Annotated in this window: 22 protein-coding genes and 1 riboswitch; of the genes, 7 read left to right on the forward strand and 15 right to left on the reverse strand. The window is 73.2% G+C overall.

Translation table 11 applies throughout. From position 1 onward, the window contains the following. The gene (gene ribD, locus ACFYU9_RS26410) at window positions 1-1,116 is read right to left on the reverse strand and encodes a bifunctional diaminohydroxyphosphoribosylaminopyrimidine deaminase/5-amino-6-(5-phosphoribosylamino)uracil reductase RibD (RefSeq protein WP_389346278.1); all 1,116 of its coding nucleotides are present in this window, start codon (window positions 1,114-1,116) and stop codon (window positions 1-3) included. Window positions 1,117-1,297: 181 nt separating this feature from the next. Continuing rightward, a riboswitch (FMN riboswitch) is annotated at window positions 1,298-1,427 on the reverse strand. Window positions 1,428-1,681: 254 nt separating this feature from the next. Between ribD and ACFYU9_RS26415 the strand changes: the two genes are divergently transcribed. Further along, on the forward strand, window positions 1,682-4,063 hold the full coding sequence (locus ACFYU9_RS26415) for a chitinase C-terminal domain-containing protein (protein WP_389346279.1): 2,382 nt from the start codon (window positions 1,682-1,684) through the stop codon (window positions 4,061-4,063). A gap of 156 nt (window positions 4,064-4,219) precedes the next feature. Here ACFYU9_RS26415 and ACFYU9_RS26420 read toward each other — a convergent pair whose 3' ends face one another. After that, on the reverse strand, window positions 4,220-5,389 hold the full coding sequence (locus ACFYU9_RS26420) for an ROK family transcriptional regulator (RefSeq protein WP_389346280.1): 1,170 nt from the start codon (window positions 5,387-5,389) through the stop codon (window positions 4,220-4,222). A 121-nt stretch (window positions 5,390-5,510) separates the two neighbouring features. On the opposite strand from ACFYU9_RS26420, the gene ACFYU9_RS26425 reads away from it, so the two are divergent. The 3 genes from ACFYU9_RS26425 to ACFYU9_RS26435 all read left to right on the forward strand — a co-directional run bounded on the left by ACFYU9_RS26425 (window position 5,511) and on the right by ACFYU9_RS26435 (window position 9,110). Continuing rightward, window positions 5,511-6,710 carry an MFS transporter gene (locus tag ACFYU9_RS26425; protein WP_389212969.1) on the forward strand — a complete coding sequence of 400 codons (1,200 nt, stop codon included), beginning with the start codon at window positions 5,511-5,513 and terminating at the stop codon, window positions 6,708-6,710. A gap of 122 nt (window positions 6,711-6,832) precedes the next feature. Beyond that, window positions 6,833-8,332 (forward strand): uracil-xanthine permease family protein, encoded by a 1,500-nt coding sequence (locus ACFYU9_RS26430; protein WP_389346281.1) that lies wholly within the window; start codon window positions 6,833-6,835, stop codon window positions 8,330-8,332. 76 nt (window positions 8,333-8,408) lie between these two features. Then, on the forward strand, window positions 8,409-9,110 hold the full coding sequence (locus ACFYU9_RS26435; protein ID WP_389212965.1) for a DUF5995 family protein: 702 nt from the start codon (window positions 8,409-8,411) through the stop codon (window positions 9,108-9,110). A 4-nt stretch (window positions 9,111-9,114) separates the two neighbouring features. On the opposite strand, the gene ACFYU9_RS26440 is transcribed toward ACFYU9_RS26435, so the two are convergent. Next, a complete protein-coding gene (locus ACFYU9_RS26440; RefSeq protein WP_389212963.1) occupies window positions 9,115-10,812 on the reverse strand; it encodes a flavin monoamine oxidase family protein in 1,698 nt (565 codons plus the stop codon). Between the two features lie 56 nt (window positions 10,813-10,868). Then, on the reverse strand, window positions 10,869-11,675 hold the full coding sequence (locus tag ACFYU9_RS26445) for a carbon-nitrogen hydrolase family protein (RefSeq protein ID WP_389212961.1): 807 nt from the start codon (window positions 11,673-11,675) through the stop codon (window positions 10,869-10,871). Between the two features lie 300 nt (window positions 11,676-11,975). On the opposite strand from ACFYU9_RS26445, the gene ACFYU9_RS26450 reads away from it, so the two are divergent. Further along, on the forward strand, window positions 11,976-12,548 hold the full coding sequence (locus tag ACFYU9_RS26450) for a Repetin (protein ID WP_389346282.1): 573 nt from the start codon (window positions 11,976-11,978) through the stop codon (window positions 12,546-12,548). A 67-nt stretch (window positions 12,549-12,615) separates the two neighbouring features. Here ACFYU9_RS26450 and ACFYU9_RS26455 read toward each other — a convergent pair whose 3' ends face one another. Together ACFYU9_RS26455 and ACFYU9_RS26460 are read right to left on the reverse strand one after the other, a co-directional pair. Then, window positions 12,616-13,071, reverse strand: coding sequence for an Lrp/AsnC family transcriptional regulator (locus tag ACFYU9_RS26455; protein ID WP_030691274.1), 456 nt, complete (start codon window positions 13,069-13,071; stop codon window positions 12,616-12,618). Window positions 13,072-13,081: 10 nt separating this feature from the next. Next, on the reverse strand, window positions 13,082-14,590 hold the full coding sequence (locus tag ACFYU9_RS26460) for an amino acid permease (protein ID WP_389212957.1): 1,509 nt from the start codon (window positions 14,588-14,590) through the stop codon (window positions 13,082-13,084). Between the two features lie 346 nt (window positions 14,591-14,936). Here ACFYU9_RS26460 and ACFYU9_RS26465 point away from each other — a divergent pair, with 346 nt between their 5' ends. Beyond that, window positions 14,937-15,995 (forward strand): GDSL-type esterase/lipase family protein, encoded by a 1,059-nt coding sequence (locus ACFYU9_RS26465; RefSeq protein ID WP_389212955.1) that lies wholly within the window; start codon window positions 14,937-14,939, stop codon window positions 15,993-15,995. Between the two features lie 214 nt (window positions 15,996-16,209). Here ACFYU9_RS26465 and ACFYU9_RS26470 read toward each other — a convergent pair whose 3' ends face one another. The 8 genes from ACFYU9_RS26470 to fmt all read right to left on the reverse strand — a co-directional run bounded on the left by ACFYU9_RS26470 (window position 16,210) and on the right by fmt (window position 23,632). Then, window positions 16,210-17,652, reverse strand: coding sequence for a GuaB1 family IMP dehydrogenase-related protein (locus ACFYU9_RS26470; protein WP_389212953.1), 1,443 nt, complete (start codon window positions 17,650-17,652; stop codon window positions 16,210-16,212). Window positions 17,653-17,717: 65 nt separating this feature from the next. After that, a complete protein-coding gene (locus ACFYU9_RS26475) occupies window positions 17,718-18,098 on the reverse strand; it encodes a barstar family protein (protein ID WP_389346283.1) in 381 nt (126 codons plus the stop codon). Next, on the reverse strand, window positions 18,095-18,535 hold the full coding sequence (locus tag ACFYU9_RS26480; RefSeq protein WP_389212949.1) for a ribonuclease domain-containing protein: 441 nt from the start codon (window positions 18,533-18,535) through the stop codon (window positions 18,095-18,097). Before ACFYU9_RS26480 ends, ACFYU9_RS26475 begins: the two co-directional genes overlap by 4 nt. A gap of 344 nt (window positions 18,536-18,879) precedes the next feature. Further along, window positions 18,880-19,929 (reverse strand): sugar-binding transcriptional regulator, encoded by a 1,050-nt coding sequence (locus ACFYU9_RS26485; protein ID WP_389212947.1) that lies wholly within the window; start codon window positions 19,927-19,929, stop codon window positions 18,880-18,882. After that, a complete protein-coding gene (locus ACFYU9_RS26490) occupies window positions 19,926-20,048 on the reverse strand; it encodes a hypothetical protein (RefSeq protein ID WP_389212945.1) in 123 nt (40 codons plus the stop codon). Before ACFYU9_RS26490 ends, ACFYU9_RS26485 begins: the two co-directional genes overlap by 4 nt. A gap of 101 nt (window positions 20,049-20,149) precedes the next feature. Then, on the reverse strand, window positions 20,150-20,833 hold the full coding sequence (rpe, locus tag ACFYU9_RS26495) for a ribulose-phosphate 3-epimerase (RefSeq protein WP_389212943.1): 684 nt from the start codon (window positions 20,831-20,833) through the stop codon (window positions 20,150-20,152). Between the two features lie 173 nt (window positions 20,834-21,006). After that, a complete protein-coding gene (locus ACFYU9_RS26500; protein WP_389212941.1) occupies window positions 21,007-22,446 on the reverse strand; it encodes an RsmB/NOP family class I SAM-dependent RNA methyltransferase in 1,440 nt (479 codons plus the stop codon). 253 nt (window positions 22,447-22,699) lie between these two features. Further along, window positions 22,700-23,632, reverse strand: coding sequence for a methionyl-tRNA formyltransferase (gene fmt, locus ACFYU9_RS26505; RefSeq protein ID WP_389212939.1), 933 nt, complete (start codon window positions 23,630-23,632; stop codon window positions 22,700-22,702). Window positions 23,633-23,954: 322 nt separating this feature from the next. On the opposite strand from fmt, the gene ACFYU9_RS26510 reads away from it, so the two are divergent. Next, window positions 23,955-24,473, forward strand: coding sequence for a hypothetical protein (locus tag ACFYU9_RS26510; protein WP_389212937.1), 519 nt, complete (start codon window positions 23,955-23,957; stop codon window positions 24,471-24,473). A 293-nt stretch (window positions 24,474-24,766) separates the two neighbouring features. Here ACFYU9_RS26510 and ACFYU9_RS26515 read toward each other — a convergent pair whose 3' ends face one another. Beyond that, entirely contained in the window at window positions 24,767-26,923 is a 2,157-nt protein-coding gene (locus ACFYU9_RS26515; RefSeq protein ID WP_389346284.1) for a primosomal protein N', read from the reverse strand. Between the last annotated feature and the right edge of the window lie 30 nt (window positions 26,924-26,953).

Genomic DNA, 26,953 nt, shown 5'->3' on the forward strand with positions numbered 1-26,953 from the left:
TCAGGCTCCCTTGGGGGTCGGGACGGCAGGGGCGGCGGGAACGGCGGTGGGAACGGCAGTGACGCGGATATCGGATCCAATGCGCGCGGTGTCGATGACGTCGAGGCGCAACGCGCGCGTGATGGTGTTGATTCCGGCGTCGGCGAGGGCCGCGGGGCCCGCGCCGAGGAGGACCGGGGCGAGATAGCCGACGACCTGGTCGACGGCGCCCCCGGCGACGAAGGAGCCCGCGAGGGTGGGGCCGCCTTCGAGGAGGACGGAGCGGACGCCGCGCGCGTACAGCTGGGTGAGCAGCTCCTGGACGCCGATGCGGCCGTCGTGCAGGGGCAGCCGGAGCAGCTCGACGCCGGGCAGGTGGCGGGTGTCGGCGTCCTCGCCGACGACCAGCAGGGTGGGCGCGGCGTCGTCGAGGATCCGGGCGGTGGGCGGCAGGCCGGCGCGGGTGTCGACGGCGACGCGCAGCGGCTGGGTGGCGCCCTCGATGCCGCGGACGGCGAGGTGCGGGTCGTCGGCACGGAGCGTGCCGCCGCCGACGACGACGGCGTCGGCCTCGGCGCGCAGCCGGTGGACGTCGGCGCGGGACTCGGCGGAGCTGATCCAGCGGGAGGTGCCGTCGGCGGCGGCGATCCGGCCGTCGAGGGTGGCGGCGTACTTCCAGCGGACGAAGGGGCGGCCCTCGCGCACGGAGGTGAGCCAGGCGGTGTTGCCGGCCTCGGCCTCGTCCTGCAGGAGCCCCTGGGCGACCTCGACGCCGGCCGCGCGCAGCGTGTCCCCGCCGCCCATGGCCTGCGGGTTCGGGTCGGCGACCGCGTACACGACGCGGGCGATCCCGGCCTCGATCAGGGCCTGGGCGCAGGGGCCGGTGCGGCCGGTGTGGTTGCAGGGTTCGAGGGTGACGTACGCGGTGCCGCCGCGGGCCAGGACGCCGGCCTCGCGCAGGGCGTGGACCTCGGCGTGCGGGCCGCCGGCGCGCTGGTGCCAGCCCTCGCCGACCTGGTGGCCGGAGGCGTCGGTGATGACGCAGCCGACGACGGGGTTGGGACTGGTGGAGCCGAGACCGCGGGCGGCGAGCGCGATCGCGCGTCGCATGGCGGTGATGTCGGCCTGGGTGGCCACCGGGTCCTCCTGCCTCTTCGGGCACGGACTCCGGGGCCTGTCGATGACGACAGAGAGCGGGTACGACGGCCTCGCGCAGGGTGCGCCGAGGCCGGATGCCCCCTGGGTGCGCCGCTCCCGCGTACGGGTACGGCGACCAGCGGACGTACGGCCGGCTCACCCCGGATGAAGGGGTCGCCCGCCGCGCACTGCCTCCCATCCGGACTTTCACCGTCGGTCCAGGAATCTCACCTGGTCAACCGGCCGCTGGCTGCGGACGGGTCGCGGACTATACCGCCGGTTCGGAATTACACCGACCCCGGAGTGCGCTGCTGCTGATACAGGGCCAGTGTGCCACGGACGGCGACCGGCCATACGGGTGAGGCCCTGTGGGCTGACTCACAGCCCGCCATGAGCCTGTCACGGAATCCTTCTTTGGTCCAGACCTATTGACGCACTGGTCTAGTCCTCTTAATCTCCGAGTCACCTCCGAGGTACGGCCCGCCGGTGTGCGCACTCCACGGGCCCAACACGACCCACCCCCTTGTTCGTTGTGTTCCGATGACCTCCCCTGGAGGAACCGATCGTGTTGTCCCCCACGAAGAAGAGAGCGACGCTGCTCGCGTCCGGCGCGGCCGTCGCCGGGCTGCTGATCGGCTCGCTCGCCTCCGGCGGCGTCTCGTACGCGGCCGACAACGAGTCCTGTCGCCCCGACGGGCTCTACAAGACGCCCGGCGTCGACGTCCCGTACTGCTCGCTCTACGACACCGAGGGCCGCGAGAAGATGGGCGCGGACCACCAGCGCCGGGTCATCGGCTACTTCACCGGCTGGCGCACCGGCAAGAACGGCGAGCCCGCCTATCTGGCCTCCGACATCCCGTGGGACAAGGTCACCCACATCAACTACGCCTTCGGCCACGTCGGCGGCGACAACAAGCTGTCCGTGGGCACGGACGGCCCCGACAACGCGGCCACCGGGATGACCTGGCCCGGTGTCGCGGGCGCCGAGATGGACCCGGCGTACCCCTACAAGGGCCACTTCAACCTGCTCAACAAGTTCAAGAAGAGCCACCCGAACGTGAAGACGCTGATCTCGGTCGGCGGCTGGGCGGAGACCGGCGGCTACTTCGACGACAGCGGCAAGCGGGTCGGCTCCGGCGGCTTCTACGCGATGGCGACCAACGCCGACGGTTCGGTCAACCAGGCCGGGATCGACACGTTCGCGAACTCGTCCGTCGACTTCATCCGCAAGTACGGCTTCAACGGCGTCGACATCGACTACGAGTACCCGACGACGATGAAGGACTCGGGCAACCCGCTCGACTGGCAGCTCTCCAACGCGCGCCGCGCCGGGCTCGTCCAGGGCTACGCGGCCCTGATGAAGTCGCTGCGCGAGAAGCTCGACCGGGCCGGCGCCGCCGACGGCAAGCACTACATGCTGACCGTCGCCGCGCCCTCCTCGGGCTATCTGCTGCGCGGCATGGAGACGTTCCAGATGCAGAAGTACCTGGACTACGTCAACATCATGTCCTACGACCTGCACGGCGCCTGGAACGAGTACGTCGGCCCGAACGCCTCGCTCTTCGACGACGGCAAGGACGCCGAGCTCGCCGCCGCGGGCGTCTACGGCAGCCAGCAGTACGGCTCCATCGGCTACCTCAACACCGACTGGGCCTACCACTACTTCCGCGGCTCGATGCCGTCCGGCCGGATCAACATCGGCCTGCCGTACTACACCCGCGGCTTCAAGAACGTGCAGGGCGGCACCGACGGCCTGTGGGGCAAGGCCGCCACGACCACCTGCCCGGCCGGCTCCGGCCTGACCAAGTGCGGTGACGGCGCCGCCGGCATCGACAACCTGTGGCACGACAAGGACACCAACGGGCAGGAGTCGCCCGCCGGTTCCAACCCGATGTGGCACGCCAAGAACCTGGAGAAGGGGATCGTCGGCGACTACGTCACGAAGTACGGCTTCCCCGCGAACACCACGCTGACCGGCACCTACGCCCGCAAGTACGACCCGACGCTGGTCGCCCCGTGGCTGTGGAACGCCGACAGGAAGGTCTTCCTGTCCACCGAGGACGAGCAGTCGGTCGGCGCCAAGGCCGACTACGTGGTCGACCGCGGCATCGGCGGCACGATGATCTGGGAGCTGGCCGGCGACTACGGCTGGAACGCGGCCAAGGGCCAGTACGAGATGGGCTCCACGCTCACCTCGCTGATGTACGACAAGTTCAAGGCGGCCACCCCGTACGGCGCGAAGAAGTCGAACAAGGCGCTGCCGGCCCAGGCCGTGAACGTGGGCGTGGAGTTCACCGACTTCAAGCTCGGCGACTCCAACTACCCGATCACGCCGAAGCTCCGCATCACCAACAACACGCAGACGGCGCTGCCGGGCGGCACGGAGTTCCAGTTCGACTACTCGACCTCGGCCCCGAACAACGCCTCCGACCAGTCCGGCTTCGGTACGAAGGTGATCAGCAGCGACCACACGGGCAGCAACGCGGGCGGCCTGAAGGGCGACTTCCACCGGGTCTCCCTGAAGCTCCCGGCCTGGCAGTCGCTCGCCCCGGGCGCCACCGTCGACGTGGCCTTCAACTACTACCTGCCGGTCTCGACCCCGTCGAACTGGACGGTGACGGTCAACGGCACGGCGTACGCGCTCGCCGGTGACCTGGCGCGCGGCACGACCGTCGTGGAGCCGGGTGCCACGACACCGCCGACCACCCCGCCGACCACTCCCCCGACCACTCCGCCCACGACCCCGCCGACGACTCCCCCGACCACTCCCCCGACGACGCCGCCCACCGGCTGCGCCAACCCGGCGTACGTGGCCGGCCAGGTCTACAACAGCGGCCAGACCGTTTCCCACAAGGGCCACAACTGGAAGGCCAAGTGGTGGACGCAGAACGAGGAGCCGGGCACGACCGGCGACTGGGGCGTCTGGCAGGACCTCGGCGTCTGCTAGCCCGCACTCCCCGATGACCCCCGGTGGCGGTCTCACGGCCCTTGCCGCCGCCGGGCCTCCCTGAGGGTGTCCCGTCGCTCACGACGCCCGATGCCCCCGAATCCGCGCCGCGCTCCCCTGTCCGGGGCGCGGCGCGGGCGCGTTTTCCGTCTCCCGTCAGGGAAAGAGCGCGTCCTGGGCCGCGTCCCGGGCCGTGAGCAGGGCTCCGCGCAGGACGGCGGTGTCGCCGAGGGTGGTGGCGCGGACCTCGGTGCGCAGCGGCGAGAGCTCGGCGAGGCGGGCCTCGACGCGGGCGGCGAGGGCCGGGCCGCCGCGGTGGCCGGTCTCGCCCGCGAGGACGACGCAGCCGGGATCGAGGACGGCGGCGACGGCGGCCGCGCCGAGGGCGAGGCGGCCGGCGAGGGCGTCGAGGAAGGGGCCGTGGCCGGACTCCAGGGCACCGGCCGGGTCGAGCCCGTGGTCGCGGGCGAGGGCGGCGACGGCGGCCGCGCAGGCCAGCTCGTCGAAGCCGCCGTCGCAGCCGTGCGCGGAGGGCAGCCCGGAGGTGCCCGGCACCGGCAGGAAGCCGATCTCGCCCGCACCGCCGGAGGCCCCGCGGCGCAGCCGCCCGTCGAGGACGACGGCCGCGCCGATGCCCTGGCCGAGCCAGAGCAGGACGAAGGTGTCGCGCCCCTCGTCCCGGTCCCCGGTCCGGCCCCCGTCGCCACCCGCCCGGGCGCGGGCCGCGCCCTCGCGCAGCTCGGCGACGGCGGCGAGGTTGACCTCGTTCTCCACCAGGACGGTGGCGGGCAGGCGTTCCTGCAGGGCGGCGAGGAGGCGGCGGTGCCATTCGGGGAGCTTGGCGGTGTCGCGCAGCTCGCGGGTGGCCGGGTCGATCAGGCCGGGCGCGCCGACGGCCACGCTGTGCAGCCGGGATGCGCCCGCCTCGCGGGCGGTGCGTTCGAGGAGTTCCACGACCCGGTCGGCGGCGGGTCCCGGCGCGGCGCCGGCGCCGACGGGCAGGGCGGCCTCGGCGAGCGTGGTGCCGAGGAGGTCGGCGACCACGACGGAGACGGAGTCGGTGCGCACGTCGAGCGCGGCGAGGTGGGCACGGTCGGCGACGATCCCGTACAGCCTGGCGTTGGGGCCGCGGCGCTCGGCGCCGGCCTCGCCGACGACATGGACGAGCCCGGAGCCGCTGAGCCGCTCGACGAGGTCGGCGACGGTGGGGCGGGAGAGTCCGGTGAGGGTCTTGAGCTGGGTCGCCGTCAACGGGCCCTCGTCCTGGAGCAGGCGCAGGGCGAGGCGGTCGTTGATGGCCCGCGCGGTGCTCGGGGATGCGGCCATGCGGTGATCCTCTCAGATGCCCGCCCGCCGTCGGGCCGGTCTCGGCACTATTTATCAGGCAGGGTCCCTGATAGTTTACGCGGCACGCATCCCACCGACAGGGACACACAGGGAGGGACCGATGGATGTGATCAGCGCGCCACGGCTGCGGAGGGCCCGGTTCGCCGTCGCCGCCGTCTTCTGCGTCCACGGGGCGGTCACCGGCAGCTTCGCGACCCGGATCCCGTGGATCCAGGAGCACGCGGGCGTCAGCGCGGGTCAGCTGGGACTCGCGCTCGCCTTCCCGGCGATCGGCGCCTCGCTCGCGATGCCGCTGGCCGGCGCGATCAGCCACCGCTTCGGCGCCCGCACGGCGCTGCGCGGACTGCTCGCCCTGTGGACCCTGGCGCTCACCCTGCCCTCGCTCGCGCCGAACGTGTACGGCCTGTGCGGGGCGCTCCTGGTCTACGGCGCCACCGCCGGCATGTCCGACGTCGCCATGAACGCGCTCGGCGTCGAGACCGAGAACCGGCTCGGCCGCTCGATCATGTCCGGACTGCACGGCATGTGGAGCGCGGGCGCCCTGCTCGGCTCGGCGGCCGGCACCGTCGCCGCCCATCTCGGCGGCGACGCGCGCGTCCACCACCTGATCGCCGCCCTGGTCCTCACCGCCCTCGGCCTGGCCGCCTGCCAGGGCGTGCTCGACCTGCGCAGCGCACCCGAGGAGGAGGCCCCGCCGCGCTTCGCGCTGCCGCCGAAGTCCGCGCTGGTCATCGGCGCGATCGGGTTCTGCGGGGTGTTCGCGGAGGGCGCGAGCCTCGACTGGTCGGCGGTCTACCTCAAGCAGGAGCTGGGCACCTCGGCCGGTCTCGCGGCCGCCTCGACCACCGCCTTCGCGCTCACCATGGCGGTGGCGCGACTGGCCGGCGACCGGGTGGTGGACCGCTTCGGCGCGGTCCGTACGGTACGGGTCGGCGGCGCGGCCGCGACCCTCGGCGGGCTGCTCGTGGTCCTCGCCCCGCACGCGGCCGTGGCGATGGCCGGCTTCGGGCTCATGGGCCTCGGGGTCGCGGTCGTCGTCCCGCTCGCCTTCGCCGCCGCCGCGCGCAGCGGCCCGAACCCGAGCCAGGCCATCGCGGGTGTCGCCACCATCACGTACACCTCCGGCCTGATCGCCCCGTCGGCGATCGGCGGCATCGCGGACGCGACCTCGCTGGTGGGCTCCTTCGGCCTGGTCACGCTGCTGACCCTCGGCCTGGTGCTCGGCGCGGGCGTGCTGCGGTCCGGGGCGCGCGCCCGGGCTTCCGCGGCCGAGCCCACCGCCACGGAAGGAGTGCGCTGACCTGCGGCCCTTACCATATGGCTGATATTCGTCCCCGGATCCACCCCCGAGTCCGCCCCCGGATTCACCCGGTTTCACCCTGAATTTCCCCTGGATCCACCCCTGAGAACTGGAGCGAGCACATGAGCCTCGGCGTGCGCTGGACCCTGCACGGCGACGGGAGGACACCCGCTCCGGGAGCCGTCGTCCGGCCCGACGAGCGGCTGTCGTGGCCGCGTACGGCCGGGCTCGGCGCCCAGCACGTGGTGGCCATGTTCGGGGCCTCGTTCGTGGCCCCGGTGCTCATGGGCCTCGACCCGAACCTCGCGATCATGATGTCCGGTGTCGCCACCGTGATCTTCCTGCTCGCGACGCGCGGCACGGTCCCCTCGTACCTCGGCTGCTCGCTCTCCTTCGTGGGCGTGGCGGCGGCGATCCGGGCGTCCGGCGGCACCAGCGCCACGGTGACCGGCGCGGTGTTCGTGGTCGGCGCGGTGCTGTTCCTCGCCGGTCTCGCGGTGCGGAAGTTCGGGGCGCGCATCATCCACGCGGCCATGCCGCCGGTCGTCACCGGCGCCGTGGTCATGCTGATCGGCTTCAACCTGGCGCCGGTCACCGCCTCCACGTACTGGCCGCAGGACCAGTGGACGGCGCTGCTGGTGATGCTGTTCACCGGTCTCGCCGTGGTCTGTCTGCGCGGCTTCTGGTCGCGGATCGCGATCTTCCTCGGCCTGATCTTCGGCTACGCCATCTCCTGGGTCTTCGACCTGGTCTTCGGCAAGATCCACTCGGTGTCGCCGGGCGGCCAGGTCACCGACCACTGGCGGCTCGACCTCTCCGGCGTCGGCAAGGCCGACTGGATCGGCCTGCCGTCGCTGCACGGCCCCAGCTTCGAGTGGTCCGCGATCCTCGTGGCGCTGCCCGTGGTCATCGCGCTGATCGCCGAGAACGCCGGCCACGTCAAGGCCGTCGGCGAGATGACCGGCCGCTCGCTCGACGACAAGCTCGGCACCGCGATCGCCGCCGACGGCGTCGCGTCCATGCTGTCCACCGGCGTCGGCGGCCCGCCGAACACCACGTACTCCGAGAACATCGGCGTCATGGCCGCCACCCGCGTCTACTCCACCGCCGCCTACTGGGCCGCGGCCGGCTTCGCGCTGCTCTTCGGCCTCTGCCCCAAGTTCGGCGCGATCGTGGCCGCCATCCCGGGCGGTGTGCTCGGCGGCATCACCGTGATCCTCTACGGCATGATCGGCCTGCTCGGCGCCCAGATCTGGATCAACGCCAAGGTCGACCTGCGCAATCCGCTCAACCTGGTCCCGGCCGCGGCCGGCATCATCATCGGCGTCGGCGGCGTGAAGCTGACCTTCACCGACAGCTTCGAGCTCGGCGGCATCGCGCTCGGCACGATCGTGGTCATCACCGGCTACCACGTGCTGCGCGCCTTCGCCCCGGCCCACATGAAGGAGCAGGAGCCGCTGCTCGACTCCGGCACCAGCTCGTACGAGACGGACGAGACGGACGAGACGAACAAGACGGGCGGAGCCAAGGAGACGGGCGGAGCCAAGGGGACCGGCGGGGCGGCGGAGACAGGCGGGGCCGGCGAGGCGGGCCGCCCCGGCGAGGAGCCGGCTGCCAAGTAGGGGCACGTTCGCCCGTTCTGGGGAAGCCGGACGGCGGAACGCCTCCGTCCGGCCCTCCGGCTGCCACCCTGCACCCATGGCGCAGACGCAGCACCTCCGACTCGGGCCCTTCACGGCCGTCGACCCCGTGGCGGACCGGATGCGGACGCTCCGCGCGTCCTGGCATCCGGCCGACGGGGTCGCCGTGTTCAACCGGGTCTATCTGACCGTCACCGAGGAGATCGGCCGGGCCATCGAGGCGGGCACCTTCGCCGACCGCAGGGCCGCCGCCACCCTCGACGTGCGGTTCGCCCAGCGCTATCTCGCGGTGGTCGACGCCGTCGCCACCGGCTGCCCGGCGCCCGCCTGCTGGCGGCCGCTGTTCCATTACCGCCGCCATCCCGGCGTACGGCCGCTCCAGTTCGCCCTGGCCGGGATCAACGCGCACATCGGCCACGACCTGGCGCTCGCGGTCGTCGACACCTGCCGGACGCTCGACTGCGCGCCGAAGGACCTGGAGGACGAGTTCGACCGGGTCGGCGACGTCCTCGTCCTCCTGGAGGAGCGCATCCGGGACGAACTGATGCCGGGCCCGGACCTCCTGGAGGTCGCGGACCCGCTGACGCATCTGCTCGGCTGCTGGAGCCTGGACCGGGCCCGCGACGGGGCCTGGCTCGCCGCCCGCTCGCTGTGGCAGCTGCGGCGGCTGCCCGACCTGGCCGAGGAGTTCACCGAACGCCTCGACCGGTCGGTCGGCCTGGTGGGGCGGATGCTGCTCACCCCACTGGCACGCCCCTGAGGTGTCAGTCCTCCGGCAGCTCGACCGGGGCGATCTCGTCGTAGACGTCGCCCGGGCCCGGGTTGGTGCCGTCGGTCGCGCCGCCGAAGTGGTGCATGACGCCCCACACCGCGTTGAGCGCCGTCTGCACCGCGCCCTCGGCCCAGCCGGCCGTCCACGAGATGTCGTCGCCCGCGAGGAAGATGCCCCGCTTGTCCTCCGGCAGCCGGTCCTGCATGAAGTGCGTGAACAGGCGGCGCTGGTAGCGGTAGTGGCCCGGCAGGTTGGCCTTGAAGGCGCCCATGAAGTAGGGCTCGTTCTCCCAGGAGACCGTCACCGGGTTGCCGATGATGTGCTTCCGGATGTCGACCTTCGGGTAGATCTCGCCGAGCGACTTGAGCATGACCTCCATGCGCTCGTTCGCGGACAGCGGCAGCCACTTCAGGCTGTCGTCGCACCACGTGTACGACAGGCAGATGACGGCCGGCTTGTCCGGGCCGTCGTCCAGGAGGTACGTGCCGCGGGTCATCCGGTCGGTCAGCGTCATCGACATGACGTCCCGGCCGGTCTCCTCGTCCTTGTCCAGCCAGAACGGCCGGTCGACCGGGACGAAGAGCTTCGAGGACTCCATGTAGTGGGTGCGCTCGATCGCGGTCCAGTGGTCGATCGGGAAGAGCGAGTCGTCACAGGCGATCTTGGAGAGCAGCATCCAGGACTGGGCGGTGAAGATCGCCGCCTGGTACGTGCGGATGTCGCCGGACGCGTCGGTGACCGTGATCCGGTTGCCGGCGGCGCGGGTCAGCCGGGTGACGGCGCCCTTCGGCTGCCCGTTCTCGTGCAGCGTGGCCAGGGAGGTGCCCTGCGCCCAGTGCACGATCTTCTCGGGCTCGCGCTCCCACAGGCGCAGCGGCAGCTGCTGCGAGCCGCCGACGATGCCGCGGTGGTGGTCGTCGGCCTCGGTGTAGACGACCCGCAGGATCTCCAGGATGGAGTTCGGGAAGTCGGTGTCCCAGCCGCCGGTGCCGAAGCCGACCTGGCCGAAGATCTCGCGGTGCCGGAAGGACTTGAACGCCTCGGACTCGCAGAGGAAGCCGTAGAAGGTCTGGTTGTCGAGCTTCTCGACGAGCTTGGCCCAGATCTCGCGGATGCGCGGGACGTCGCGCTCGCGCATGGCGCGGTTCATGTCGGAGAAGTCGGCGCCCTCGTCGAGGCACCTGTTCCACGCGTCGGCGACGTCGCGGTAGACCTGCGGGAGGTCGGCGATGGTCTCGGCGTAGTGCGACTCGCCCTTGAGGTCGACGACGGTCGACGGGGTGGCCTCGGCCAGCGGGTTCGGGAACGGCTGGGTCGTCAGGCCGACGAGGTCGATGTAGTGCTGGAGCGCCGTGGAGGAGGGCGGGAAGCGCATGGCGCCCATCTCGGCGGTCAGGCCCTCGGTCTCCGGGCCCTCGAAGCCGACGGTGCGCAGCCGGCCGCCGATCTCGTCGGCCTCGTAGACGACGGGCTTCAGGCCCATCTTCATCAGCTCGTAGGCGGCGATGATGCCGGACAGGCCGCCGCCGATGATGGCGACCTCGGTGCCGTGCTCGGTGGCCGGGACCTGGCCGAGGCCGGCCGGATGGGCCAGGAAGTCGTCGTAGGCGTACGGGAAGTCCGGACCGAACATGGTGATCGGCGGCTGGCCGTCGGTGTGCTGGACGGCAGTGGGCACCGTGGACGTCATGGGGTACGGACTCCTTGCGCGAAGCGGGGTGAGGCGGGGGCGGGCGGGGGACGGCTCTAGACGAGGGAGCCGTACAGGCCCGGGCGGCGGTCGCGGAGATAGGGGTTCTCCGCGCGCGAGGCCGCGAGGAAGTCGGGGTCGGCGTCGCCGAGGACCAGGTCCTCGCCGCGCCCGGCGCGGGCCCGGGCGGTGCCGTCGGGGCCGGCCAGGACGGACAGGCCGACGAACTCGAAGTCGCCCTCGGGGCCGGTCCGGTTGGCGTACGCGATGTAGAGCTGGTTCTCGAAGGCGCGGACCGGGACGACGGAGAGCGGGATGATCTCGGCGGGGTGCATCAGCGCGGTGGGCACGAGGAGGAGCTCGGTGCCGGCCAGCGCGTGCGCGCGTACGTTCTCCGGGAACTCGACGTCGTAGCAGATCATCAGGCCGACCTTGAGGCCGCCGAGCTCCGCCTGGACGACGGGCTGGTCGCCGGGCGTGAACCACTGGGCCTCGAAGTCACCGAAGAGGTGCGTCTTGCGGTAGTGGAGGAGCCGGGTGCCGTCGGGGCCGAAGAGCTGGGCGGAGTTGTAGATCACGCCGTGCCGCTCGGTGTCGCGCTCCGGGTAGCCGTAGCCGACGGCCAGGCCGTGGCGGGCGGCGATCGCGGCGACGGCCTCGGCGGAGGGGCCGTCGGCCGGCTCTGCCAGGCGGGCCATGGCGTCGCCGATGGCGTAGCCGGTCAGGAACAGCTCGGGGGCGAGCAGCACGGCGGCGCCGGCGGCGGCCGCGCGGCCCGCGGCCTCGTCGAGGACCTTGAGGTTGGCGGCCACGTCACCGAGCTCGCCGGAGCTCTGGAGGAGGGCGGTGCGCAGCGCGGGCATGTGCGTTCCTCGGAGGTCGGAGTTGAGGGGGAAGACGTCAAAAACGGTACGGTTTCGCGCTCGTCCGGGACAAGGCGGGAGCGTTGCGGACCGACCGTCGAACCGTTGCGCGCTCACCCGTCCCGGCGGCGATTCGTTGCGCGCGGTCCCGGAGCATGATCGTCCGCCGGAAGGACGGGGCTCCGCCGCGTGGCGGAGAAGGGGACCGTTCCGGGGCGCGATGTACGGGCGGGGCCGGGCCGGAAGAGTGGTGGTCGTCCGGTCGAGGGGCCGGCGACCTGCCGAAAGGGACCACGAGAGATGAACCTCCGCCTGAACCGCCGTACGACCCGCAGCACGGGGATCGCCGCCGTCGCCGCCGCCCTGCTGATCACCGCGGGCGCGGCCGGCTCCGCCACCGCGTCCGGCACCTGGGAGGGCAAGGGGCCGCGCGAGGCGGCCGCGCTGACCGGCACGGCCAAGCTGTACCGGCCGGCCGGGGACGACATCACGTTCACCTTCGACGCGCATCTGGCGGCGAAGGACAACACCCACCCGGAGAACGCGACCGGCACCTTCCGCTTCAGCCACTACAAGGGCGACTGGGGCGGCTACGCGGTGGCGCAGGTGGACTGCCTGGCCACCGGAGGCAAGGTGGCCGTCGTGACGGGCCGGATCATCGAGACCGACGTGGCGCAGTTCAAGGGCGCCCGGGTCGGCGTCTCGGTGAACGACCTCGGGACGCACGACCGGCTCGGCTACAGCTGGCTGACCCAGGACCCGCAGAAGGGTGACGTCCCGAAGTGCCAGACCGCGCCGCCCTTCGAGAAGGTCAAGGAGGGCACGGGTGACTTCCACGTGCTGCCGTGGATCCTCGACTACCCGACGCAGTGAGAACGCGGGAAGGGCGGACCGCCCCACGGGGGTGGGCGGTCCGCCCTTCCTGGCGGACGAGAAGGCCCTACGCGGGCGAGCCCGAGGAGAACCGCCGCAGCAGCGGCGAGAGCACGAGGACGGACTTGGTCCGCTCCACGAACGGCTCGCCCGCGATCCGCTCCAGGACGCGCTCGAAGTGGCGCATGTCGGAGGCGAAGACCTGGACGACGGCGTCCGCGTCACCGGTGACGGTCGACGCGGACACCACCTCGGGATACCGCTCCAGGCCTCGCCGGATGTCCTCCGGCGAGGTGTTGTGGCGGCAGTAGATCTCGACGAACCCCTCCGTCTCCCAGCCGAGCGCCGCCGGGTCCACCCGTACGGTGAAGCCGGTGATGGCGCCCTCGGCCCTGAGGCGGTCCACGCGCCGTTTCACGGCGGGCGCGGAGAGACCGACCAGCGAGCCGATGTCGGCGTAGCTGCGGCGGGCGTCTTCCGCGAGGGCGTGGACGATGCGTTCGTCGAGGTCGTTGAGTCGCACTACGGGTGGATCACTTCTCTGCAGGGGCCTCTGCCAGGGCCTGAGCGTCGGCCGTGGCCGTGGCCAGTCGGGAGCGGCGCATGCCGTACAGGAAGTAGAACACGAGTCCCGCGGCCATCCAGCAACCGAAGACCACCCAGGTCACGGTGTCGAGGCTGAACATGTTGTACGCGCAGAAGATGAAGCCGAGCACCGGGAAGACCGGCCCGAACGCCACCTTGAAGGTGCGCGGCATGTCGGGACGGGTGAAGCGGAGCACGATCACCGCGATGTTGACCAGACCGAAGGCGAAGAGGGTGCCGATGCTGGTGGCGTCGACGAGCTTGCCCAGCGGGATGACCGAGGCGAGGATCGCGCAGAACAGGGAGACGATCACCGTGTTGACGCGCGGGGTGCCGGTCTTGGCGCTGACCTTGCCGAAGACCTTCGGCACCAGGCCGTCGCGGGACATCGCGAAGAGGACGCGGGTCTGGCCGTAGAGGACGGTGAGGACGACGCTCGCGATGGAGATGACGGCGCCGGCGGCGAGCATGGTGCCCCAGAAGGTCTGCCCGGTGACGTCGTTCATGATCGCCGCCAGGGTGGCCTCGGAGCCCGCGAAGTCCTTCCAGTGCCAGGCACCGACCGCGACGGCGGCGACGAGCACGTAGAGGACGGTGACGATGAGCAGCGAGAGCATGATCGCCCGCGGCAGGTCGCGCTTGGGGTTCTTGGCCTCCTCGCCGGCCGTGGAGGCGGCGTCGAAGCCGATGTAGGAGAAGAAGAGGCTGGCGCTGGCGGCGCCGACGCCGCTCATGCCGAGCGGCATGAAGTCCTTGTAGTTGCCGGACTTGAAGCCCATGAAGCCGATGGCGCAGAAGAGCACGAGCGCGGCGATCTTCACGGCGACCATGATCGTGTTGACGACGGCGGACTCACGGGCGCCGCCGAGCAGGAACACCATGGCGAGCAGCACGACGATGAGGCCCGGCAGGTTGATGATGCCGCCCTCGCCGGGGGCCGACGACAGCACGTCGGGGATGGTGACGCCGATGGTGCCGTCGAGCAGCTCGTTGAGGTACTCGCCCCAGCCGACCGCCACCGCGGCGACCGAGACGCCGTACTCCAGGACCAGGCACCAGCCGCAGACCCAGGCGACGAGTTCGCCCATCGTTGCGTACGCGTACGAGTACGAGGAACCCGCGACCGGGATCGAGCCGGCCAGCTCGGCGTACGAGAGGGCCGAGAAGAGCGCCGTGAGACCGGCGATGACGAAGGAGAGCGTGACGGCCGGACCCGCCTTCGGGACCGCGGAGCCGAGCACCACGAAAATGCCGGTGCCGAGCGTCGCACCGATGCTGATCATGGTCAGCTGCCACATGCCGAGCGAGCGGCGGAGCGAGCCGCCCTCACCCTGACCACCCTCCGCGACCAGGCTTTCCACCGGCTTGCGGCGGATCAGGGCGGAGAGCCCAAAGGACGTACGGGCGGTCGGGACGGACGTGTCCTCGACGGGCGGGGCTGCGCCGTGGTCAAGCACTGCGGGGGCTCCTTATCGCTGCCATGGGGGACGAGCGGGGACCGCGGCGGTGCGCGGGCATGCCAAAGCAAGCCCACGGGAAAGGGGGGAACCGCCGAGCAGGCGGTCGCCGCCACTCCTGGTACGGGGCATGAGCCTAAGGGTTGGAGCTTCGCACTCGTAATGCAGGGTTGTTGCGCACTGCCAGATGATCATTGCGCGCTTCGGGCACAGACGGGGAAACATTGCGCGCTGCCGCATGAATCGACACATCGGGGGCATGAAGCGGCCCGTCGCGCCCCTTGACTCCTGAAGGCGTCCGACCCACGCTGCGCGCCATCTCGCACCCGCCCGATCGGAGGTCCCCATGAGTCGGCAGGCGCCCTGGCTGGAGCCCGAACCCTTTCTGCGCGGCACGGCCTGGCGGGACCGCGCCGGCCGCTCCGTACGGGCCGATCCGGCCGACCTGGCACGGCTGCCCTGGGACGTCGCCGAGCGGGCCGCGCTGCCCGTCGGGGTGCGCCTGGAGTTCACGGCCGCGCCCGGCACCCGGGCGGTGGAGCTGCGCTACCGGGCGGCCGTGCCCGGGCCCGGCGATCCACTGCGGGCGCTGCGGCACGGCTTCGCGCTCTGGCGGGGCGGGCGCTGTCTCGCGGAGGTGTTCGCGGAGCCCGCCGAGCAGGCCACCGTGCGCATCGAACTCCCGCCCGGCGGAGGTGAGTTCACCATCCATCTGCCGGAAGGGCAGCGGCCGCTGGTGCTCGGCCTGCGCCCCTCGCGCGGCGGCGCCCTCTCCCCCGCGCCGCGCCGCCCGCGCTGGCTCGTGCACGGCGACTCGATCACCGAGGGCTGGTGGGCGACCCGCCCCGCGCACGCCTGGCCCGCGGTGGCCGGCCGGGCGCTCGGCCTCGATCCGGTGAACCTCGGCTACGCGGGCGGGGCGCGCGGCGAGCTCGCGCTGGCGGAGCACCTCGCCCGCCTGCCCGGCGCCCTGATCACCCTCGCCTTCGGCACCAACTGCTGGGCCGCCGTGCCCAGTTCGGCACCGCTGCTGCACGAGACCACCCGGGCCTTCGTCGCCCTGGTCCGCCGCGGCCACCCGGACACCCCGCTGCTGCTGCTCTCCCCGGTACTGCGCCCGGCGGCCGAACACAGCGGCAACGCCCTGGGCGCCACCCTCGCGGAGCTCCGTACGGCCATGGAGGAGGCCGTACGGGACCTGATGGCGGCCGGCGACACCCGCCTCGCCCTGCTGCCCGGACGCCCGCTGCTCGGCCCCGAGGACCTCGCCGACGGCCTGCACCCCGACGACCGCGGCCATGCGCGGATCGCGGCGGCGGTGGCGGGGGCGCTGCGGGCGGCGGGCTGGGCGGGGCGGGCCGCCCGGCCTGTCCGCGCAGCTCCGCCCGTACGTCCAGACCGTTGAACTCCGCGACTCCGGGACCCCGGGAATCCGGGCAGTCACCGGCAGGGACCCATCCGTCGGTACGGTACGGCCCTGGTCCGTGCCGCGTACGGCCCACGGGGTCCGTGGAGCGACCGCAGGGGAACGCCGAGGGCCCCCGGGGAACATTTCCCGGGGGCCCTCGGCCTGCCGCCGCCTGCCGCCGATACGTTTCGGCGGTTCGGCGGTCCGGCGACTAGCTCCAGCTGGCGTGCAGCGGCTTGCCCTCCGCGTAACCGGCCGCGGACTGGATGCCCACGACGGCCTTCTCCTCGAACTCGGCGAGCGAGGACGCGCCGGCGTAGGTGCAGGAGGAGCGGACACCGGCGATGATCGAGTCGATCAGGTCCTCGACGCCCGGACGCTGCGGGTCGAGGAACATCCGGGAGGTGGAGATGCCCTCCTCGAACAGCGCCTTGCGGGCGCGGTCGTAAGAGGACTCGTCGGAGGTCCGGTTCTTCACGGCGCGGGCCGAGGCCATGCCGAAGGACTCCTTGTAGGCGCGGCCCTTGGCGTCGTGCTGGAGGTCGCCCGGGGACTCGTAGGTGCCGGCGAACCAGGAGCCGATCATCACGTTGGACGCACCGGCGGCCAGCGCCATGGCGACGTCGCGCGGGTGACGGACACCGCCGTCGGCCCACACGTGCTTGCCGTACTTCCGCGCCTCGGCGGCGCACTCCAGGACGGCCGAGAACTGCGGGCGGCCCACGCCGGTCATCATGCGGGTGGTGCACATGGCGCCGGGGCCCACACCGACCTTGATGATGTCCGCGCCGGCGTCGATCAGGTCCTTGACGCCCTCGGCGGCGACGATGTTGCCGGCCACGATCGCGACCTGCGGGTCGAGCGCCCGGACGGTCCTGATCGCGCTGATCATCGACTCCTGGTGGCCGTGCGCGGTGTCGATCACGAGCGTGTCCACGCCCGCGTCGAGCAGCAGCTTGGCCTTGCCCGCCACGTCGCCGTTGATGCCGACGGCGGCGGCGATGCGCAGCCGGCCGCTGGCATCCACCGCGGGCGTGTAGAGGGTCGCGCGCAGCGCGCCCTTGCGGGTGAGGATGCCGACGAGCTTGCCGTCGGCGTCGACGGCCGGGGCGTAGCGGCGGTTGGCGGCGTCGAGGGTGTTGAACGCCTCGCGCGGCTCGATGTCGGCGTCGAGCAGCAGCAGGTCCTTGGACATGACCTCGGACAGCTGGGTGAAGCGGTCCACGCCGGACAGGTCGGCGTCGGTGACGACGCCCACCGGGCGGCGGTTCTCGTCGACGACGACACCGGCGTCGTGCGCGCGCTTGGGCAGCAGCGAGAGCGCGTCGGCGACGGTCTGGTGGGGCTCCAGGACGATCGGGGTGTCCAGGACCAGGTGGCGGGACTTCACCCAGGCGATGACGTCGGTGACGACGTCGATCGGGATGTCCTGGGGAATGACGACCAGGCCGCCACGACGGGCGACGGTCTCGGCCATGCGGCGGCCGGCGATGGCGGTCATGTTGGCGACGACCAGCGGGATCGTCGTACCGGTCCCGTCGGGCGAGGAGAGGTCCACGGCCTGGCGGGAGCCCACGGCCGAGCGGCTCGGCACCATGAACACATCGTCGTACGTGAGGTCGTACGGCGGCTTGACGTCATTGAGGAAACGCACGTGCTGACATCCCAGTCGTTCGGATCGGCCCCTAGGCATTTCAGCCAGGGGAAAAAGCACGTAGTTCATTCTCCCACGGGGGGTGCCGGGGGCGGAGGGGACGGAACATCCGAGCCTGACGCGGAGGTGCCTGTCGGATCCTCCAAAACGGCGGGCCGGCCGCCGAGCGAGAGCAGGACCGCGAGGCCCGCCGGGCTCGCGTCGACCGCCGCCGAGAACACGTCCTGGGCGACGGCCCACTCGTCCGGTGCGGCCTCGGCATAAGCCTGCCAGCCCGTCACCACGATGGCCATGGGCCGGCGCATGTCCGTGAGGCCGTCGGCGAGCGCGTCCCAGTTGCGCCCGAACCAGGCGGGGAGCGGGAGCACGCGCGCACAGCGGTTCATGAAGCCGGTCTTGTCCACGACCTCGCGCAGGTCCAGGAGCACCGCGTCGTCGATCCTCATCCTCCGACCACCTCCCGGAAGCTCGCGTAGTGGTCGTCCGTGTAGTAGATCTCCCCGTCCCCGCCGGTGACCAGCCGCCGGGCCCCGCGGTCGCGCTCGCCCGGGGTCCTGACCGTGTACTCGTGGTAGTAGCCACGCTTGTGCTGCGGCAGCACGCGCTCGAAGTTCGAGAAGACCGTGCCGTCCTTGGCGTACGGGAAGGGCCCGCCGGCCCTGATGAGGACGAGCGTCTTGCGCGCCTCGGCGGGCAGCCGGGACTCACGGACGGTGGGAAGCCCGGAGCGGGCGGAGGGGGCGACCGAGGGAGCGGAGGCCGCTGCCGTCGTACGGGACGGGGTGGCCGAGTCGGTACTGGCCCCGCCGCCGGAACATCCCGTCAGGAGCAGCGAAAGCCCGGCCAGCAGGGCGAGCCCGAACCGGGCGCATCGAGAAAACATGCCCCGATGCTGTCATCGGGGCACGGGGACGGCGCCGGGGGCACGCCGCGGGGAGGGGCGGGGACGGGACGGGACGAGGCCGGGACGAGGCCGGGACGAGGCCGGGACGAGATAAAACGACGGGACGGGACGGGAGTAAGGCGGACCGGCCGCGTCTGGGCCGACCCCGCACAGGGCCCGGCCTCGCACCGGTCCCGCACGGCGTCAGACCGGCCTCGCGCCGGCCGGCCTCGCCCAGGATTCCGCCCGGCGTCAGGCCCGCCTCGGGCCCGGCAGGCCTACGCCCGGCCGGCCTCACGCCGAGCCCGCCTCACGCGCCCGGCCGGCCCCTGCCGGGCCTCTGCTCAGATGCCGTCCGGGTCCGCGCGGTCGAGGGCCGGGCGGGGGCCCGGGCTGAACTCGGTCAGGAGGTAATCGGCGGCCGAGCGGTCGGTCACCAGGCTCGTGACGAGGCCGGAGCGGAGCACCGCGCCGATCGCCGCCGCCTTGCGGTGGCCCCCGGCGATCGCGACGACCTCGGGGATCCGGCGCAGCCGGTCCGCCTCGACGGTGATGCAGCGCTCGCCCAGGTCGCGGCCGACCCGGCGGCCCTCCGCGTCGAAGAGGTGCGCGGACATCTCGGCGGCGACGCCCAGCGAGGCGTAGTGGGCGCGCTCGTCCTCCGACAGCATGTCGTGGACGGTGGAGATGCCCGGCTCCCAGGAGCCGATGGACACGCAGGCGACCGTCACCTTGTCGAAGTACTCGAAGGCGCGGGCGATGCCGGTCTGGCTGCGCAGCGCGTTCGCCGTGGCGGCGTCGGGCAGCAGCATCGGCGCGTAGATCGGGTGCGCCTCGCCGCCGGAGACCTGGGCGGCCCGCCGGACGGCCTCGACCGAGCCGCGCTCGGCCGTGCCCGCGTCGTACACACCCGTGAGCTGCACGACCGTACAGGGCGGCAGCCGGTCGAGGGCGGCCGCCATGTGGATCGTGGAACGGCCCCAGGCGAGGCCGAGCACGTCGCCCTCGGTGACCAGCTCGCCGAGCAGGTCGGCCGCGACCTCGCCGAGGTTCTCCGGGTCGGGCGACTCTTCCTCGCCGTCCGCCGGAGACTCCACGACGACGGCATGACGCAGGCCGTAGCGGGCGCGGAGCGCGTCGGAGCGCTCGGCGTCCAGCTCGGCCGGCACGCGGATCTCGATGCGCACGAGGTCGCGCTCCAGGGCGGTCTCCAGGACCCGGGCCACCTTGAAGCGGCTCACGCCGAACTCCTCGGCGATCTGGATCTTGGACTTGCCCTCGAGGTAGAAACGGCGGGCCATGGCCGCCGCCTGCACGAGCTCCGCGGGTCCCATCCGCAGGGCTGACCGTCCCGCCGACATACCCGCCACCGCGATCTCCTCACTGCTGTTCACGTACCGCTGCCGCGCTTCATGTGCTGGTCCTGCTTGGTGCTGCTGGTGCTGCTGACGCAGCCGGTGCGGCTGCTGCTCCTGGTGTTGCCAGTGCTACTGCTGTTCCTGGTGCTGTTCACACTCTGGACCCACTGTTCATCCTGTCAGATCCGGCGGGTCCTGAACGGCCGTGTCGGCGGCCCGACGGGCCGCGTTCACGTGCCGGTGGGTCAGTGGAGGCTCAGTGGCCACACGCCCACGCGGCCGAGGCGCTCGCCGCCTCGGCCTTGGCCCGCAGGGAGCGGACCGCGGCGGCCGGGTCGGCGGCCCCGTAGACGGCGGAACCGGCCACGAAGACGTCCGCGCCGGCCTCGGCGCACCGCTCGATGGTGGACTCGGAGACGCCGCCGTCGATCTGGAGCCACATCTCCAGACCGTGCTTGGAGATCAGCTCACGGGTGCGGCGGATCTTCGGCAGCATGATGTCGAGGAACGCCTGACCGCCGAAGCCGGGCTCGACCGTCATGATCAGCAGCATGTCCAGCTCGGGCAGCAGGTCCTCGAACGGCTCGATGGGCGTGGCCGGCTTGAGCGCCATCGACGCCCTGGCACCCTTGGCGCGGATCTCCCGGGCCAGGCGTACGGGCGCGGCCGCGGCCTCCACGTGGAAGGTGACGGAACCGGCGCCGGCCTCCACGTACTGCGGGGCCCAGCGGTCCGGGTCCTCGATCATCAGATGGCAGTCGAGCGGAGTGTCGGTGGCCCGGGCCAGCGACTCCACGATCGGCACGCCCAGCGTCAGGTTGGGCACGAAGTGGTTGTCCATCACGTCGACGTGCAGCCAGTCGGCCCCGTCGACCGCCTTCGCCTCATCGGCGAGCCGGGCGAAGTCCGCGGACAGGATGCTGGGATTGATCTGCGCCATGTGCCAAGCCTGCCATGTTCTTGAGGACTTCTTTGCCGCTGCGGAGTTTGAATCCTAGGGGGTACCGAGCGTACTGGTACAGACCAGGTGAAAACTCCCCTTCGGAGTCACCTCCACATCCCTTCCGCATCGCCTCCACGGCGCCTCCGGGCCGTCCCGGAGGCGCCGTGGGGTCAGGCGGTACGGCGGATCAGCGCCAGATACATGGCGTCCGTGCCGTGCAGATGCGGCCACAGCTGGACGTCGGGACCGTCGCCGAGGTCGCTCACGCCGGGCAGCAGCGGGCGGGCGTCGATCAGCTCGGCGCCGCCGACCTTCTTCAGGACGTCGTCGACGACGATCCGGGTCTCGGCCAGGTGCGGGGAGCAGGTCGCGTAGCCGACCACGCCGCCGACCCTGACCGCCCGCAGCGCCTCGGTGAGCAGGCCGCGCTGGAGCGGGGCGAAGCCGTCGAGGTCGCCGGGCCGGCGGCGCCAGCGGGCCTCGGGACGGCGGCGCAGCGCGCCGAGCCCGGAGCAGGGCACGTCCATCAGGACCCGGTCGAAGCTGCCCTCGCCCCACGGCGGACGGGTGCCGTCGGCGGCGATGACCTGGTACGGGCCGGGGTTGCCGGCCAGCGCGCGCTCGACGAGCCGGGCGCGGTGCGGCTGCTTCTCGGAGGCGAGCAGCGCGGCGCCGCGCTCGGCGGCGAGGGCGCCGAGCAGGGCCGCCTTGCCGCCGGGGCCGGCGCAGCCGTCCAGCCAGCGGGCGTCGGGGCCGTCGAGCGGGGCGTTGGCGAGGGCGATGGCCACGAGCTGGCTGCCCTCGTCCTGGACGCCGGCCCGGCTCTCCCGTACGGCCTCGATGGTGCCGGGATCGCCGCCCTCGGCCATCCGCAGCGCGTACGGGGACCAGCGGCCGGGCTCGGTCTCGGCGGCCTCGGCCAGCTCGCCGACGGTGGCGCGGCCGGGGCGGGCGACCAGGGTGACCTCGGGCCGCTCGTTGTCGGCCGCGAGCAGCGCCTCGATGCCGGCCCGGCCGCCGCCGAGCGCGTCCCAGAGCGCGGACACCACCCAGCGGGGGTGCGAGTGGACGACCGCGAGGTGGTCCTCGGCGTCCTCGTCGTACGGCGGCGCGACCCGCGCCACCCACGTGTCGAAGTCGTCCTGCGCGATCTTGCGCAGCACGGCGTTCACGAACTTGGCCCGCCCGTCGCCGAGCACCACTCGCGCCAGCTCCACGGTCGCCGAGACGGCGGCGTGGGTCGGGATCCGCGTCCCGAGCAGCTGGTGCGCCCCGAGCGCCAGCACGTCGAGCACCGGCGGGTCGACCTCCCGCAGCGGCCGGTCCACGCACGCCGCGATGATCGCGTCGTACGTCCCCTGCCGCCGCAGCGTCCCGTACACCAGCTCGGTCGCCAGTGCCGCGTCCCGCCCGTCGAACCCCTCGTTCTTCTCCCGCGCCTTCTTCAGCAGCGGCGGCAGCACCAGGTTCGCGTACGCGTCCCGCTCGTCCACGGCCCGCAGCACCTCGAACGCGAGGATCCGCACGGGATCCTTCTTGGGCCGGCGGTGGGGCCTGGGGGCCTTGCCGGTGGAGGGCTGGGGCGCACGACGACGTGCCTGCTCGCTCAAAGGTGCTCCGCGTGAGAAGTGATCGTGAGAAATGATCGTGAGAAATGGTCGTGAGAAGGATTCGCTGATGACGACCGGCTGATGAAGAGCGGCCGATGAGGGCCGGACGACCCGCGCCGGCCCCTCTCAGCGTAGCCCTACGGCGCCGGGTAGCAGCAGCAGAGGCCGGCAGCCAGGGTGAGCCGGCTGCCGTCGCACCCGAGGACCGTGCACTCCCACCAGGACCCGTCGGGCAGCGGGAGCATCGGCGTCCCTACGCTCCGACCCGCTCGCCCGCCGCGATGCGGACGCCGCGCGCCCAGTCCGCCGCCTTCATCGGCTTCTTGCCCTGCGGCTGGACCCAGAGCAGTTCGACGGCGTGGGAGCCGGTGCCGACGTGGACGTTGTTCTTGCCGACGGCGAGCTCGCCGGGGGCGAGGTCGGTGCGGTCGGGGAGGAGGGCGGCCTGGATGAGCTTCAGGCGCTCGCCGCGGAAGAGGGTCCAGGCGCCGGGGGCCGGGGTGCAGCCGCGGATGACGCGGTCGACGCGGAGGGCCGGCGTGGTGAAGTCGACGTGGGCGTCCTCGACCTGGATCTTCGGCGCGAGGGTGATGCCGTCGGCGGGCTGCGGGACGGCCTTGAGGGCGCCGTCCTCGATGCCGTCCATGGTGGCGGCGAGCAGCCCGGCGCCCGCGAAGGCGAGCCGGGTGAGCAGGTCACCGCTGGTGTCGGTGGGGCGGATGTCCTCGGTGACGACCCCGTACACCGGGCCGGAGTCCAGGCCCTCCTCGATCTGGAAGGTGGACGCGCCGGTCACCTCGTCGCCGGCCATGATCGAGTGCTGCACGGGCGCGGCCCCGCGCCACGCGGGCAGCAGCGAGAAGTGCAGGTTGACCCAGCCGTGGGTCGGGATGTCGAGGGCGACGCGGGGCAGCAGCGCGCCGTACGCGACGACCGGGCAGCAGTCCGGCGCGATCTCCCGCAGCCGGGCCAGGAACGCCTCGTCGCGCGGCCGCTCCGGCTTCAGGACCTCGATGCCGGCCTCCGCCGCGCGCTCGGCGACGGGGCTCGCGACGAGCCGCCGGCCGCGGCCCGCGGGGGCGTCGGGCCGGGTGACGACGGCGGCCACCTCGTGCCGCCCGGAGGCGAGCAGGGCGTCCAGGGCGGGTACGGCGACCTCGGGGGTGCCGGCGAAGACGAGCTTCACGCGCGAAAACCTCGTATCTCGGGGCGATGGGGCACCTCCCCGCTCGGGCGGAGCCGAGAGCGTGCAGGAGGGCAGCGCACCAGTCTAGGCCCGACGGGCCCGAGCGGGGTGCGGGGGCCGATCGGGGCCGGTCAGGGGTGGTGCGGGACGGCCGCCGGCGGTCGGGGGGCGTACGCGAGGACGAGCGCTCCGCGCATATGCGTATACGCCCCCGCAGCGTGACCCAACTCCTCGTGGCGCGTTGGTCAAAGGAGATTGACCGAAACGGGCCGCCGTCCCCCAGCGACCCGCCCCTTTTCACGCCGGTTCGAGAGGCTCATCCATGGCCGACCACGCAACCCACGACGCCCAGGCCCGGGCAAGTCTGCACCTGCTCGTGCGGGACATCGAGCGGGTCCGGCGGCAGGTGGACGCACTGCGCACGCTGACGGCCCAGCTGGGCAATGTCTACCGCCCTCGCCGCTCCGCCCCTTCGACGGGCTTCGTCGTCTACGGGCGCGCACCCGCCCCGACCGTCCGTCTCGCCCAGGAACTGCGGGACAGCGTCGAAACCCTGGTGACGGCGGCCGTCGACTTCGACCGCTCGCTCGGGTTCTCGTGGGACGCGGTGGGCTCCGCGCTCGGAGTCACCAAGCAGGCGGTGCACCGCCGTTACGGCTCGCGCCGCGCCCCGCAGCCGGGCGGCGCGCTGGAGCCGGACCGCACGCCGGACGAGGGCGCGACCCGCACACTGCCGGTCGTCCCGCCGGCCCGCAGCATGCCGCCGCAGCCGACCGCGGGCAGCCGGGCGCTCCGCGAGGAGCAGCGCCCGCCGGCGTTCCCGGCGCCGCGCAACGGCTGACCGCGGCGGACCTGCGGCAGCGGGTCCGACGCATCCGGTGAAGGCCGCCCGCCCCTGCGGGCGGCCTTTCACGCGTGGTGCGCGTGGTGCGCGTCGCACGCATCGTGCTCGTCGCACGGCTCCCACAGCTCACGCGCGTCCCACAGCTTCAGGCGCTGGGCACACCGCCCCGGGGCGCTGGGCACCACCTCAGGCGCTGCGCCTTGAGCGCCGCACCTCCGCCCTTCCGCCCTGCCGTCCCTCCGCCCTGCCGCGCCTCCGCCCTCGCGCCCTGCCGTGCTTGCGCCCTTCCCTCAGCCGATGTCCGGCGGGTCCACCCGCACCCGCACCGGCTCCCCGCCGCCCCGCGCCAGGCGGCCCGCCCGGGCGTTCTTCAGGGCGGTGGCCAGGGCCGCGCCGCTGCCCGGCGGGACGCGGATCAGGGCCCGCTCCCACTGCTCGCCCGGTGGGGTGTCGCCGGGGCGACGGGGGCCGCCGGGGCGGGTGACGGGGAGCGGGACGGGGCCCAGGATCTCGGCGTCGGGGGGCAGTTCGGTGGCGGCCAGGAAGGCCGCGAGGGCGTCGGGCGGGCCGGAGGCGGCCGCCATCCGGGAGACGGGCGGGAAGCCCAGCTCGGCCCGCTCGGCGAGCTCGCGCTGGGCGTGACCGACGGGGTCCCAGCGGACGAGGGCCTGCACGGGCCGCAGGGTCGGCTCGGCGACGACCACCACGGTGCCGCCGTCGCCCTGGCCCCGGACGAGGGAGGCCGCGTCGATCCAGCGGCGCAGCGCCTCCTCGCCGGCCCGCAGGTCGGGGCGGCCGAGCATGGCCCAGCCGTCGAGGAGCAGCGCGGCCGCGTAACCGCCGTCGGCGACCGGTTCGGCGCCGGGGGTGCTGACGACCAGGGCGGGGCGGCCGGGGACGCGGTCGAGGACGTGGTCGCGTCCGGACGTCCGTACGGGCACGGCCGGGAACGCCCGGCCCAGCTCCTCCGCCGTGCGCCGGGCGCCGACGACCTGGGCGCGCAGCCGGTTCGCCCCGCAGGTCACGCAGTGCCAGTCGGGCGCGCCCTTTCCGCACCAGCCGCAGTGCAGCTCCTGCTGCTCGGGGGCCTCCAGGGGCCCGGAGCAGTGCCGGCAGCGGGCGGGCGTGCGGCAGCGCTCGCACGCCAGCCTCGGTACGTAGCCCCGGCGCGGCACCTGTACGAGCACGGGGCCGGTCTTCAGTCCCTCGCGCACCACCTGCCAGGCGAGGGTGGGCAGCCGGGCGGCGCGGGCGGCCTCGTCGCGGGCGAGGTCGGTGTCGCCGACGGTACGGATCAGCGGGGCGGCCGTCCGCACCTGGTCGCGGGCCGGCAGCAGGGGCTGGGCCCAGCCGGACTCGACGAGCTGGGCGGCCTCGACGGTGCAGCTGGTGGAGCCGAGCAGGAAGGCGCAGCGGTCGTGGGCGGCGCGCAGGAGCAGCACGTCACGGGCGTGCGGCTGGGGGGCGTGGGGCTCGCTGTGGCTGGAGTCGCCGTCGTCCCAGATGACGGCGAGCCCGAGGTCGCGCACGGGCGCGAACATGGCCGCCCGAGTGCCGACGACGGCGCGCACCGCGCCGCGCCGGACGGCGAGCCACTGTCCGTACCGCTTCTCGGGGCCGGCCTCGGCGGTGAGCACGGCGTGCCGGCCCTCGCCGAGCAGGGCGGTGAGGGCCGCGTCGACGCGGGCGGCGGCCCGGCCGTCGGGGACGACGACGAGCGCGCCGCGCCCGGAGGCGAGGGTCGCGGCGACGGCCCGGGCGATCTCCTCGGCCCAGTGCGGCCCGGGCAGCGCGTTCCACACGGCCCGGGGCGCCCCGCCGCGCGCCAGCGACTCCAGGAACGCGGCCCCGCGCTCGTACCGCGCCCAGCTGCCGGCCTCGGGCGCGGGGGGCGGCGGCAGCGGTGCGGGCGAGGGCTTGCGCTCGGCGCTCGCGTTGCGCGGCGGTACGGCGAGCTGGAGCACGTCGGCGAGGCTCCCCGCGTACCGGTCGGCGACCGCCCGCGCGAGCCCGAGCAGCTCCGGCCCGAGGACCGGTTCGGGCGAGACGACGTCGGCGAGCGCGGCCAGCGGCCCGGCGTAGTCCGACGCGGCGCGCCGCTCCACGAGGAACCCGTCGATCAGCCGCCCGCCCTCGCGCCGCCCGCCCCGCACCTGATGCGCCCCGGCCCCGAACCGCACCCGCACCCGCACGCCCGGCTGCGCGGCCTCGTCCAGCTCCTCGGGCACCGCGTAGTCGAAGAACTGGTCGAGATGCAGCACGCCCTTGTTCACCACGACCCGCGCCACCGGCAACTCCTTCGCCAGCGCGGCCCCCCGCCACGTCCGCGGCTTCGCCCGCGGCACCTTCGCCTTCCGCACGCTCTCCCGGATGAACGCGAGCTGCTCGGCCTCCGGCTGCCCGGCCGGCCCCGGCTCCCCCGCGGACTTCTCGTTCTCGCTGCTCACAGCCCCATACCTACCAGACGCCACCGACAG

It is taken from the genome of Streptomyces sp. NPDC004327 (assembly GCF_042873935.1).
GTDB lineage: Bacteria > Actinomycetota > Actinomycetes > Streptomycetales > Streptomycetaceae > Streptomyces.

Bases quoted from the DNA above. Each gene is read 5' to 3' on its own strand.
- ACFYU9_RS26420 (WP_389346280.1), bottom strand. From the start codon at position 5,389: ATGGCCGCATCCCCGAGCACCGCGCGGGCCATCAACGACCGCCTCGCC.
- ACFYU9_RS26425 (WP_389212969.1), top strand. From the start codon at position 5,511: ATGGATGTGATCAGCGCGCCACGGCTGCGGAGGGCCCGGTTCGCCGTC.
- ACFYU9_RS26430 (WP_389346281.1), top strand. From the start codon at position 6,833: ATGAGCCTCGGCGTGCGCTGGACCCTGCACGGCGACGGGAGGACACCC.
- ACFYU9_RS26435 (WP_389212965.1), top strand. From the start codon at position 8,409: ATGGCGCAGACGCAGCACCTCCGACTCGGGCCCTTCACGGCCGTCGAC.
- ACFYU9_RS26440 (WP_389212963.1), bottom strand. From the start codon at position 10,812: ATGACGTCCACGGTGCCCACTGCCGTCCAGCACACCGACGGCCAGCCG.
- ACFYU9_RS26445 (WP_389212961.1), bottom strand. From the start codon at position 11,675: ATGCCCGCGCTGCGCACCGCCCTCCTCCAGAGCTCCGGCGAGCTCGGT.
- ACFYU9_RS26450 (WP_389346282.1), top strand. From the start codon at position 11,976: ATGAACCTCCGCCTGAACCGCCGTACGACCCGCAGCACGGGGATCGCC.
- ACFYU9_RS26465 (WP_389212955.1), top strand. From the start codon at position 14,937: ATGAGTCGGCAGGCGCCCTGGCTGGAGCCCGAACCCTTTCTGCGCGGC.
- ACFYU9_RS26475 (WP_389346283.1), bottom strand. From the start codon at position 18,098: ATGAGGATCGACGACGCGGTGCTCCTGGACCTGCGCGAGGTCGTGGAC.
- ACFYU9_RS26480 (WP_389212949.1), bottom strand. From the start codon at position 18,535: ATGTTTTCTCGATGCGCCCGGTTCGGGCTCGCCCTGCTGGCCGGGCTT.
- rpe (WP_389212943.1), bottom strand. From the start codon at position 20,833: ATGGCGCAGATCAATCCCAGCATCCTGTCCGCGGACTTCGCCCGGCTC.
- ACFYU9_RS26510 (WP_389212937.1), top strand. From the start codon at position 23,955: ATGGCCGACCACGCAACCCACGACGCCCAGGCCCGGGCAAGTCTGCAC.